11 protein-coding genes, 1 tRNA gene and 1 pseudogene are annotated in these 12,231 nt (G+C 32.6%); 9 read left to right on the forward strand and 4 right to left on the reverse strand.

The annotated features are described in order from the left end of the window. Window positions 1-5: 5 nt before the first annotated feature. On the reverse strand, window positions 6-569 hold the full coding sequence (locus AACL19_RS05815) for an RDD family protein (protein WP_339045548.1): 564 nt from the start codon (window positions 567-569) through the stop codon (window positions 6-8). Between the two features lie 141 nt (window positions 570-710). Then, window positions 711-1,208, reverse strand: a pseudogene (locus AACL19_RS05825) (HAD family hydrolase); the annotation flags it as partial. A 93-nt stretch (window positions 1,209-1,301) separates the two neighbouring features. Between AACL19_RS05825 and dnaN the strand changes: the two are divergent. The 5 genes from dnaN (at window position 1,302) to AACL19_RS05850 (ending at window position 6,580) form a co-directional block, all read left to right on the forward strand. After that, window positions 1,302-2,408, forward strand: a complete 1,107-nt coding sequence (gene dnaN / locus AACL19_RS05830) for a DNA polymerase III subunit beta (protein WP_339045551.1) — start codon at window positions 1,302-1,304, stop codon at window positions 2,406-2,408. 215 nt (window positions 2,409-2,623) lie between these two features. Continuing rightward, complete coding sequence (locus AACL19_RS05835; RefSeq protein ID WP_339045552.1) at window positions 2,624-4,276, forward strand: ankyrin repeat domain-containing protein; 1,653 nt, start codon at window positions 2,624-2,626, stop codon at window positions 4,274-4,276. Window positions 4,277-4,350: 74 nt separating this feature from the next. Further along, window positions 4,351-4,914, forward strand: a complete 564-nt coding sequence (gene efp, locus AACL19_RS05840) for an elongation factor P (protein ID WP_339046700.1) — start codon at window positions 4,351-4,353, stop codon at window positions 4,912-4,914. Further along, entirely contained in the window at window positions 4,914-5,657 is a 744-nt protein-coding gene (locus AACL19_RS05845) for an inositol monophosphatase family protein (RefSeq protein ID WP_339045553.1), read from the forward strand. Before efp ends, AACL19_RS05845 begins: the two co-directional genes overlap by 1 nt. A 20-nt stretch (window positions 5,658-5,677) precedes the next feature. Next, window positions 5,678-6,580, forward strand: a complete 903-nt coding sequence (locus AACL19_RS05850; protein ID WP_410519853.1) for an RluA family pseudouridine synthase — start codon at window positions 5,678-5,680, stop codon at window positions 6,578-6,580. Between the two features lie 34 nt (window positions 6,581-6,614). Here AACL19_RS05850 and nuoG read toward each other — a convergent pair whose 3' ends face one another. Then, window positions 6,615-8,660 carry an NADH-quinone oxidoreductase subunit NuoG gene (nuoG, locus tag AACL19_RS05855; protein ID WP_339045555.1) on the reverse strand — a complete coding sequence of 682 codons (2,046 nt, stop codon included), beginning with the start codon at window positions 8,658-8,660 and terminating at the stop codon, window positions 6,615-6,617. Window positions 8,661-8,670: 10 nt separating this feature from the next. Further along, the gene (locus AACL19_RS05860) at window positions 8,671-8,886 is read right to left on the reverse strand and encodes a hypothetical protein (RefSeq protein WP_339045556.1); all 216 of its coding nucleotides are present in this window, start codon (window positions 8,884-8,886) and stop codon (window positions 8,671-8,673) included. Window positions 8,887-8,997: 111 nt separating this feature from the next. Here AACL19_RS05860 and AACL19_RS05865 point away from each other — a divergent pair. From AACL19_RS05865 to AACL19_RS05880, 4 genes are all read left to right on the forward strand, one after another. Continuing rightward, a tRNA-Arg gene (locus tag AACL19_RS05865) sits at window positions 8,998-9,071 on the forward strand. Between the two features lie 21 nt (window positions 9,072-9,092). After that, window positions 9,093-10,235, forward strand: a complete 1,143-nt coding sequence (locus AACL19_RS05870; protein ID WP_339045557.1) for a cation:dicarboxylate symporter family transporter — start codon at window positions 9,093-9,095, stop codon at window positions 10,233-10,235. Next, the gene (tsaB, locus tag AACL19_RS05875; RefSeq protein ID WP_339045558.1) at window positions 10,232-10,819 is read left to right on the forward strand and encodes a tRNA (adenosine(37)-N6)-threonylcarbamoyltransferase complex dimerization subunit type 1 TsaB; all 588 of its coding nucleotides are present in this window, start codon (window positions 10,232-10,234) and stop codon (window positions 10,817-10,819) included. The genes AACL19_RS05870 and tsaB overlap by 4 nt, the downstream gene beginning before the upstream one ends. Before the next feature lie 185 nt (window positions 10,820-11,004). After that, window positions 11,005-12,204, forward strand: coding sequence for an ankyrin repeat domain-containing protein (locus AACL19_RS05880; protein ID WP_339045559.1), 1,200 nt, complete (start codon window positions 11,005-11,007; stop codon window positions 12,202-12,204). Window positions 12,205-12,231: the final 27 nt, after the last annotated feature.

The following is a 12,231-nucleotide window of genomic DNA, read 5'->3' on the forward strand; positions in this document are numbered from 1 at the left end:
ATAGATTAATTAGCTCTCTTCAACCTTCCCTTCACAACTACTGTTTTAAGTAGCATATCATGTATCATCTGATTCTTATTAGAAATGACTGGCGGCATTATATACAACACTATAAAAAATACAAGTGATAGAATTTCTATAGTTGTTAGTTCATCAAAAAAATAAGTACACATTAGCCCAAACATTGCTCCAACTATAGGTAGTAAGAATATTAATATTAAAGCCCTCTTTAACACAAAACTTATTCTGATTTTTGTCTGATCTAAGCGTACAACATATATACCCATCAATCTTTGCCCCAGTGTTGTCTGTCTAAAACAGGCATAGTATAGAAATAGCGGTAACAAGGATATCAAGAAGCTTAACATATCTGTACCTAACGTGCCAATATATTCTGCAAATTCAAAAATCTGTTCTATAGCAGCACTGTTGTGTGACATATAATAAACAAGACCCGTACCTATAAAAGGAAATATTATAAGACTTAAGCCCATAGTGATTACATAATCAACACAAAATGCAATAAAACGCCTTATCAAACCCGCAGGTTCCAAATATATGTTACTCATTATTTCCCTTCAATATAGATGTTACGAGTAACATAAATTGATTAAAATTTTCAAAACATAATAAATCTTCATAACCAAGCATGGGTTTACCATATATAATTGGCAAACAGTTTGCATTTTGAGCACAATGCACATCAGTTATGCTATCACCAACAAATAGCACTTCATTACTTGGTTTGATATTGCTATCTTCCAAAGCAAATAAAATAGGAAGCGGAGATGGTTTTCTTCTGAAGTATCACCAGAACCTACAATTTTTTTGAAGTAATGACTTAACCCTAAGTAGGCAACTTCTTCACGTAAATTATTACTCTCTTTATTGCTAACTATTGCCAAGTATAAATTGTACTGCATTAGATTTTGCAGCATTCCTACCACTCCTGGATTAAGATTAAGATCCTTTATAGGTGATTGCTGGTCTAGATATTGTTGATATATTGCATCTGCTTTTTTCCATCTATCGCCAAATAAGTCAGTTAAAAATTCTTTTCGTGAAACATAACTATGTCTACTTGACTGCAGATTATCACTTCTCATTTGCTTTAACGTATGATTTATTGCTGCATTTATACTTTGCTGGCTGTCAACTAGTGTATTATCCCAATCAAATAATATTGCTTTTGGTACTTTTTCTAACATTTACGCACAATTTATCTTAGGCAAGCCATAATACTATTTTACTTTTAATAAAATATTAATATCATTTAACTTCAAAGGTATTTTATAAAGTTAGTGGAAGAAATTTCAGGCTTAAATTTTACTATAAAGAGAGAAAACATCTTAAGTGCATTATCTTGTATAAGTGGAATAGTTGAGCGGCGTAATGTCATAGATGCCTTATCCTGTGTTCAAATCAAAGCGTCTCAGAATACTGTAACACTCACAGCATCTGATCTTGATATTTCTATTATTGCTTCGCTTGAAGCTCAAATCTTCACCACAGGAGAAGTTAAAGTTTCAGCGCATATGGCTTATGATATTATCAGAAAATTACCAATTGGTTTGGATGTTGAATTTAGATTAAGCAACACTAAACTATCTATAACATGTGGTAACTCAAGCTTTTCAGTACCAGTTGTTACAGCAGGAAAGATCTTTCCGATTGAAGAGGATCATTTTATCTTCAATTTTGAGTTGCCAGCTGCAGATTTTTTTAACTTCTTAACTAAGATAAAATTTGCAATGTCTGCAGATGATGCTCGTTATAATCTAAACGGTGTTTATATTCATAGTTATAAGCAGACCTTATGCTGTGTTGCAACTGATGGTCATCGCCTATCGAGTGCGAAAATTAAACAAAAAATTGAGGATGATTTTGGCGTGATAGTCCCACGCAAAGCCGTTACAGAAGTTTTGAAAGTCTTAGATGAAAAACATAATTTAATTATCAAATTATCACAAACAAAAATACAATTCGAATGTTCGCAATATATACTAACATCTAAATTAGTAGATGGAACTTTTCCAGACTATGAAAAAATAATCCCAGCTGACGAAGGCATGTCCTTGGTGATTGATAGTAGTAAATTTGCCGATGCCATAGATAGGGTATCTGTTGTTATTTTAGATAAAGTTAAGCCTATAAAATTTTTCTTAAAAAATAATGAGTTAATTTTGCACTCTGTATCATCTGACTCTAATTATGCTACTGAAAGTTTGGAGGTTGAATACAATGGTAAAGAGTTAGAAATAGGGTTTAATTCACGTTATTTACTTGAAGTTTTATCTTGTATAAAAGGCAAATGTGAGCTTATTTTCTATGATGAAAACAGCGCTATGCTGATAAAGGATAGAGATTCAAAAAGCTTTTTACATCTAGTAATGCCCATGAGGATTTGATTTCTTTTGTAACAACAATGAGAAATTTTTAAATTTGCTTATTAGCTCCTGTAAAGCTACCTAATAGCAATTAGGAAATAAAGTTTATCTGATAGAGAAATAAAATATATAAAAGTTATAGAAACTTGCTTAATTCAAAAATTAAGTAAAATGTGTTACTCCAAATAATTGATAAATGCTATTATTAGCATTTATTTTAATTCTAGCATTTAATTATGACAAAATACTTTGATATATTAGTAAAGACTCTTAAAAAGAAAGAATTTACAGAAGAACAGAAAATACTAATAACAGAACTAATTTTAGACAAAGATCCAAATATCGTTCAAGAGAAGGAATGTTCTAATCACAATATGACAATACTGCATTATGCTGTTTATATAAATAGTTCAAAGATTATCCGGTATCTTTTAGAACGTGGTGCTGACCCTATGGCAAGAGATAGTATAGGTAATCTACCAATTCATCATACTATAAAATATAATTTTTCTCCTCAGAAAGCTTTTTGGAAAGTTGTAAAAGTATTTCTAGATCATGGTGTTGATGTTAATATCAGCGATTTTGATAAAAATACAGTACTTCATTACGCCGTCTTAATAGGTAATTTGGAAATTATAAGTGAACTTATAGAAGAATATAAGGCTTGTGTAAATGTTGGAAATAATGTTGGAGAGACACCACTTCACTGTGCAGCTGAAAATGGCAGCATAGAGATTGTAAACAAGCTTATTGAATATGGCAGTAATACCAAAATAGGAAATGAGAAGAATGGATTAACATTGCTCCACTCTGCTGCGCTTGGGGGAAACATAGAAATTGTGAAAAAATTTCTCAATGGCATTGATCTAAACATTGAACGTAATTGCAGCCTTCCACTTCACTATGTTCATTATGGTTCACTACACTATGATAAAATCATAAAAATGTTTTGTGGGCGTGGTGTAGATCTTAATGCTCTTGATAATGATCAAGATACAGCACTTCTTTTATCTATCTTACATTGTAAAACAGAAGCAGTTGAATATCTTTTAAGCCATGGAGCTGATGTTAACAATAAAAGATTAGCAAGATATAAAGAGGCTTGTGAGGGAGAATTTGAAATAGAAAAGGAATTGTATAACGCTCTTATAGATAAAATAGATTTTGCAAGTGATTCACGATATTTGGATATTTTTGAGCTTATAGCACTGCATATAGCAAAGCTAGAAGCCGCAAAACTGGAAATTAGTAAAAGCAACCTACAATTGCAAAATGAATTTAAAAATTCAATCCTATTTATAGAAAGGGAAAATCAATACAAAAAACACTTCGAAAAATGCAAAGAGGAAGTTAAGAGGTTGAAAGAAGCAGATATACTTCTGTATGATTTTTTAAAGGAAGATGATAACAATAAACAGATCAATATATGGATCAGACATAAGGGTGAAAAGGTGCAACAAAATGGCAAAAGGCAAAAAGTAAAGCTCAATATGAAAAAGTTTAAAGAAGAAATGAAATCATTATATCCAGAATACAGTGGTATTATGATTTATAAAATTAATCAGATAGAAAAAGAAATTTTTACGAGAAACAATAAACCATTGATTGGTGCATTGTCACAGCATTATGGTTGGTATGGCTTGCAAAATATATCTTCTAGTGATCTGGCAATGTTTTTAATAGACAACAAAGATGATTTAATGAAAAAGTTAAGAGAAAGTGGTTTAATATCAGATCACTCTATTGATGTTATTGATCACAATGACAGCACATTAGCATATCCATATTCACTGAGAACATTAGCAGCGGCACAATATGTAAGAAGCAGCAAGCTTGACAGCCTAAATGTACAACAGATAGGCTCTAGCATTCTCAGTAAGAGAGTATAAAGCTAGTTTTAATTAATCCTAATTTGCAATTAAAACTGTTTAGGTTTAGAATGATATTTTGGATAGTAATTTCTATGGCAGAAAAAGCAAATGATATTAGACCTGGTCAAGTTTTAGAGCATAACAACAAATTATACTTGGTAACTAATATAATGCATACTCAACCAGGAAAAGGTGGGGCTTACATGCAAGTTGAAATGAAGGATATTAAGACAGGTGCAAAGCATTATGAGCGTTTCCGTTCTGGTGCCAATATAAAAAGGGCAATATTGGATGAAGAAGAGTATACTTATCTCTTTTCTAGTAGTAATATGCTAACTTTGATGAATCCTAAAAACTATGAACAGATAATTATTAACGAAGATCTCCTCGGTGATAAGAAGATTTATTTGCAAAGTGATATGAATATCAAAGTAGTGATGTATGAAGGAAATATAATTTCTGCTCATGTACCAAATTATGTCACATTAGAAGTTAAAGAAACTGAAGAGACAATAAAAGGACAAACTGTTAGTGCTTCTTATAAATCTGCCATTTTAGAGAATGGTCTGCGAGTTTCAGTGCCACCCTTTATTAAGGCTAAAGATAAAATAGTGATACACACACCTGACAATAGCTATTATGAAAGAGCAAAATAATGACTCTTACATCACCACTTATAAAAATAATGATTGAGTCAATACGTAAAGCATCAAAACCATTGACTCGTGACTTTCATGAGATTAACAAGTTAAGGTCCCCACATGGCATAAATAGTTTTTTACAAAGAGCACAGTCGCGTTCAAAAGAGATAATATATGACGGTTTAATGAATTATAGGAAGAATTGTGATTTCTTATTTGTAGGTAATCAAGATGTTACAATAAAAGACGATTATACAGGGTTTATTACTGTCATGGATGGCCAAGCCAATTTTATTAATGCTATCAATTATTTTTCATTATCTATCCTTTTTTTAGATAAAAAAAGAGCTGTAGCTGCTGTGATTGATGCTCCTGTACTTCAAGAAACCTTCTGGGTTGAGAAAGAAAATGGTGCATTTATGGAAGATCCACAGTCTCACATTATTCCAATGCGAATTAAAAACAAACAAGGTTTAAAGGGAGCATTTGCTGATTGTTATAATGTTAAGGGAAGCTTACTAAATAAATTATTATTAAATGGAGTCAATGTGCGCTTTATGGGATCAGTACTTTTAAGTTTTGTTTATGTAGCAGCAGAACGTTTTGATGCATTAATTTGTGGTAATATCAATGAACATAAAACTGCAATTGGTAAACTTTTCTTGCAAGAAAGCAGAGGTAAAGTCAGCATAAATGATAAGTTGCTTATTGCAAGCAGTCCTGATTTATGTAATTTACTAGAGAATGAGCTTAGGTAAACTTCTACATAATGTCAAAAATGGATGTATTAATAGATAGTAATGATGTAAGGATAGATAGGTATCTTCGTAGAATTATTCCTAACCTTAAACAATCCGTTATAGAAAAGTCATTAAGAAAAGGGTTAATTAAGGTTGATGGCTGTAAAGTTAGATCGAGCTACAGAACTAAAGTTGGTCAGTCTTTAACTATAGAAAATTTAGACTACGTTTCTTATCTAAACTCTAATAAAAAATGTAACGAAAAATTAGCTAATATATTACAAAACAGTGTTTTATATGAAGATCAGCACATCATATCCATTAACAAGCCTCAAGGAATAGTTGTACAGGGTGGAACTAAAGTTCAAATTAGTATCAATGATTTGTTAGATCAAATAAAAGTAGGAGAAAAACTCAAGCTTGTGCACAGATTAGATAGAGATACTAGCGGTGTTTTATTACTTGCACGTAATGCAGAAGCGGCAAGTTATTTAATGCAAAAGTTTAAAAGCCGCAAAATAAAAAAGGTATATCTAGCACTAACTTCTGGAATACCGACTCAAAATAGTGGTTTTATAAACCTTCCCTTAGTCAAAAAGTATGTTTTTGGGCAAGAGAAAGTAGTTGTTGATGAAAATCTAGGACAAAGTGCTATTACACAATTTTCGGTAATAAAAAAATGGCAATCTAAAGTTGCATATTTAAAGCTCAAGCCACTCACAGGTAGAACTCATCAATTACGTGCTCATATGTCTTATATAAAGTGTCCCATTGTTGGTGATGGTAAATACGGTGGAAAAAATGCTTTTATTGCTGGTATTGCAAATAAAGTGCACCTTCACGCTTATTCTATTTCTTTTAAGCTTCCAAATGATAAAATTATTACAATTACAGCACCAATTCCTGAATATTTGGAAAATTCCATAAAATATTTAGGGTAGCAATATCAGCATAAGAATAAACATCGCTGCTAAATTATTGACCCTGATTATAAAAAGATTTAGTACAATCTGCCATTATTTGTGATGAGCGGCTAATAGGATCAGTCATATAAAAGTTAAATTCTCTGAGTGAAAGAGGAACCTTACTTAAATTAATATTGTAGTCAATGGAAACCCATTTATTTTTTATGACTTTGTTAACATTGCGAAATTGCGGGCCGATTGACTCTAACTTTTTTCTCACATCATTTAAATCATCATATGGTAGGGAATGACCAATATATTTAGAAAGATTTTGAATAATCAGCCAATCTTCTTTTGCTTCTCCTGGTGGAGGAACAGCAACGCTAGTTCTCTGTGCTCGCCCTTCAGTATTAACATAAGTTGCAGATTTTTCAACGTAAGTAGCACCAGGTAAAATTAAATCAGCTTTTTGTGCTCCGTTATCACCATGATGTCCTTGGTAGATAATAAACGCACTTCCTAAAGAAGACATATCGATCTCATCTGCACTAAGCAGATATATAACATCAATATTTCCACTGTTTGCAGCGTTTAATATTTGTTCAACATCCTTTCCTCCCTTTTTCGGAGTAAAGCCAACATCCATACCACCAACACGACCTGCTGCCTTATGCAGCACATTAAATCCGTTCCAATCTTCACGTATCATATTAAACTTTTCTGCAATCTTTCCTGCTAAAGTTAAGATTGAACTGGCATCATCTCGAATCAATGCATCTTGACCAATAATTAACATAGGGTTTTTTGCATTACCTAGTGCACGACAAAACGTATGTGTGCTTTCTGCTATTGATTCCAAAATACTAGGATCATCACCTAACTTTTCAACATCATATAAGTAGTCTATGTCAGGACTAACACTTGCTATTATAAAATTTCCACTTAGATAATTTTTACGTAAACGTGCGTTGATTATTGGTGCTTCTATACGCAAATTTGTATTGATGAGCAAACATAAATCTGCATTTTCTATCCCAGCTATAGTAGTATTAAAAACGTATGCTCCTCTGTTTTTGGGTATTAGCTTAGCTTTATCTTGACGGCAATCTAAATTATTAGAACCTAGACCCTGCATTAATTCTTTTAGTAGCAACATAGATTCACAATCTGCTAAATCGCCGCTGATTGCAGCTATCCTATTTGCTTTAGTGACTTTTAATTTCTCTGCTGCTACAGTTAAAGCCTCATCCCATGTAACAGGTTTTAATTTACCTTCCTTCTTAAGGTAAGGACGATCAAGACGTTGCATTCTTAAACCATCGTATGAAAAACGTGTTTTATCTGAGATCCAATCTTCATTTATCTCATCATTCGTCCTTGGAAGAACACGCATAATTTCAAAACCTCGATAATCTAATCTAATAGCGCTGCAAGTTGCATCTAATACATCTATTGTATTGCAGTGAGAAAGCTCCCAAGAACGTGCCTTAAAGGAGTAAGGTTTGGAAGTTAAAGCACCAACTGGGCAAAGATCAATTATGTTGCCAGAAAGCTCGGAACTAATGTGCTTTTGTATATAGGTACTAATTTCCATACTCTCACCTCTACCAATGCCACCAAGTTCATATGTACCAGCAACATCAGATAAGAACCTAGTGCATCTAGTACAGTGAATGCACCTATTCATTGCAGTTTCAATTAGTGGTCCAAAGTCTTTTTTAGGAACAGATCTTTTCACCTCATCTAATCTGCTCAACCCTCTACCATATTCCATTGTTATATCTTGAAGATCACACTCACCACCTTGATCACATATTGGACAATCTAAAGGGTGATTAATAAGCAAGAATTCAAGCACTCCTTCTCGTGCTTTTTTAACTTTAGGTGTATCTGTATAGATAGTCATACCTTCAGCAACTACTGCAGCACAAGAAGCTACTGGCTTTGGAGGACCACCTACCACCTCAACTAAACACATGCGACAGTTACCAGCTATTTTTAAGCGTTTATGGTAACAAAAACGAGGGATTTCAACTCCCACAAGTTCACATGCTTGTAGTATAGTTACTCCAGGATCTACTTCAGCTTTTATAGAATTTATAGTAACTTCTACCACTTTAGTCACTTCAAATATTAGACCACTTCAGCGGGTTACCACTTTTATCTTCAACTATACTACCATTTTCATATTGAGCTGCAACATATCTTACACCGCAAGATCTGTCTATATACATCACAGGTTTTATCGACTTACCATCATATAACTTTTTAGCAGTACCCTTATTACGTTGTGTAGGATTATTCTTGCTCGCAGTTTTTGCGACTTTTCCGCCTTTTGCCATAAAATCCCTTCAGTTTTTTATATAATTTATCATTACAAGTCTATACAGTCAATTATTTACTTTTTCCAAATAAAAATTGCATCAGTTAATTAGCATGTTAAACTAAATTTAGCACCCTTAGCTCAGCTGGATAGAGCATTTGACTACGGATCAAAAGGTCGGGCGTTCGAATCGCTCAGGGTGCAGTGATATCCAATTTAATGCATATGTTAAAGTTATTAATTCTTGTACTTATTGCCTTATTAGCGCTTTTTAGCAATTTTATTCCTACTCAAATTCAAGCATTGCTATACTCAATTAGCTTAAGTATCAAATCAATATTAATATTTGTTATACCCTTTATTGTTTTTACTCTAACTCTCAGTAGTTCTAGTAATTTAAAAACTAATACTTTTAAGTTCATTATATTATTATTGTTTACAGTTTGTTTATCTAATTTATTGTCTAGCCTTCTTGCTTATTTTGCTGGCTATATAATACTTAAGGATACTTCTGTTATACCAAATATTGCACAAGTAAAAGATGACCTTTCTCCTTTGTGGCATTTCAAGTTACCAACAATGATTTCAAATTTTCAAGCTTTATTTTTAGGGTTTGTGTTTGGTGTTATCTTATCTTATGCTTCTCCTGAAAAGGGTAAAATTATTGGTGATCAATTACTTAAAGGAGCTTTATTTTTCTTGAAAAGGGTTCTCTCACCAATAATACCAATTTTTATACTAGGATTTGTACTTAAATTATTGCATGATCAGGTACTGTCAACCATGTTTAATAGCTATTTTATTAGCCTTATTATCACTACTTTTGTAACTTATTTTTATGTCTTTTTGTTATATGGAACAGCAAACTCTTTTAAAATAAAAGATTGGCTTATGAGCATTAACAATATGCTGCCGGCATTTATCACTGCAATCACTACTATGTCAAGCAGTGCAGCAATGCCTATGACTTTAGTAGGAAGTGAAAAAAATACAAAGGAGCGTGATATCATATTTTCTGTTATTCCAGCAACAGTAAGTATTCACCTTATTGGTGATTGTTTTTTTATTATTATTTTAACTTTAGTGATAATTTCATCCTTTAATGAACATTCTTTAAATATAGCAGATCACGCTGTTTTTCTATTTTTCTTTTTATTATCAAAATTTGCTATTGCTGCAGTTCCAGGGGGAGGAATAATAGTTATGCTTCCTGTTTTAGAACAATATCTAAAATTTTCTCCGGCGATGTTATCGCTTATTACCACACTTTATATGTTACTTGATCCAATTATTACTTCAGCTAATGTTATGGGTAACGGTGCATTTGCCATGCTATTTACCAAACTTTATAAAAAATTAAAAAAATGATCATAATGGCAATTGATACAGCAAGTACAAGATCTTCAGTAGCAATAATTGATTATAATGACAATAAATACACTGAAAGTGGTGGTTGTGATAATTCCCATTCTGAATCTTTATTTAAATTAATAGAACTACTTTTTAGTAAGCACAATTATAACTACAGCAAAATAGGCTGCATAGCTGTAGCTGTTGGACCAGGAAGTTTTACTGGAGTGAGGGCTGGTTTATCTGCAGCGCAAGGTATTAATCTTGTTATACAAAAGCCGCTTTATGGAGTAAATACGCTGGAGGCTCAAGCGTATGGAATATTTTGCACTCACTCAGGTCATAAAAACATCAGAGCCATAATTGACGCTAATTATGACTCTGTATACACACAACTTTTTAACTATGAGCTTATTCCCATATCGGAGCCTGAAATTATCCACAAAAATGATTTAGATTTAAGTGATTGTATAACTTATCAAGACATACAGATGCAAAAAGTCGGTGCTAGCTACATAGGTCTTCTAGTACGTCATAAACTGAGTAGGAGGCATACTATAGGCCTGGCTAAGATTTTGTATTTAAGAAACCCTTTAATTTAAATATTTAAAATAGTCTATTTTACACATTCAACAAAACATAATATAGCACCCTACCACTTTCACAATATTCAACTTCAATTGCAATTTCAATACAGTTTTATATATTGATTAATATACTATATTTGATATACAATATACTGCTCAACATACTGCTCAACATTTTAGAAATCAAATAGGGGGAGAAAATGATTGGTTCACAAGAAAAATTTGAAATGTTAACAAGACGGCTCCTTGAAGCAGTGCATGATGGTGATATAAAAAAATTGATTAGAATACTAGATTTAGGAATGAACATTAACGCACAAGACAAGCTTGGGCGAACACCTATTTTCTTGGCTGCTTTATACAATAACTTACCAATGGTTGAAAAGTTAGCTAAGCTTGGAGCTGATCTTGAAACAAAGGATAAACTTAAAGAGACAATACTAAGTACAATAGTATCAAAACAAAACCCATATAAGAAAATGTCAAAAGATGAACAATTGGATATGGTTAAGCTTTTAATAAAGCAGGGTGCAAAACTTACCACCTATAGTCATTATTCCCTTCCTATTCACAGAGCAATTCAAGCACAATGTAATTTAGATATAATCAAAGCATTGTTAACAAAAGAGATTATCAATGACAAAAATTGTCCTGGACGCGCACCATTACACTTAGCAGTGTTGGCACGACGAGCTGACATAGTTGGTCTACTGATAAAGTGTAACACTGATATTGATGTACAAGAAGATGCGCAGAATACTCCATTGATGTTAGCAGCAAGTAAAGGTTATGTAGATATAGCAATACTACTGTTAGTTAATGGTGCTGACCCTAATATAAAAAACTTACATGGGGAAACATTTTTTAATCTTACAAGTTCAGAAGAACTGAAGTCATTTGCATTAAATGTTATGCATCCATTATCCACAGACATGGAGTCTGACAATAAAGCGATTGTACAACTCTGTCCTCCTAATAATCATTCGTCTGTTAATCATCAAATACTAGAAAATAAGCTTCAATCTAGCAGACCTATTCTTTCTGATTTAAAATCTATACATAATATATTGCCTAATCCTGATTTATTAACACCTAGCGTCTACACAATACCTCTATCTAGAAGGTTAGGTGTAAGCTCACCTAAGTCTAGCATTTTTAGAACATCGCAACATAGCATGTCAGCAACTCTAGGTTCATCAAGCTCCAGCCTTTCTGGAACATCGCGATATAGCACATTAGCAACAGGTTTACCAAGTCCAAGTTCCAGCCTTTCCGGATCTTTTACAAACCAATTTAAAAGAGTATTAAATGCGGATTCATCTAGTTCATCTGAATCATATACTACAAATGCTAAGAGGAAAAAGTTTGATCACACATTTTCCTACAATAATCCAAATTAGGTGTTAAAACCAAAAATGACAAAGCAA

It is taken from the genome of Candidatus Mesenet endosymbiont of Agriotes lineatus (assembly GCF_964019585.1).
Lineage (GTDB): Bacteria > Pseudomonadota > Alphaproteobacteria > Rickettsiales > Anaplasmataceae > Mesenet.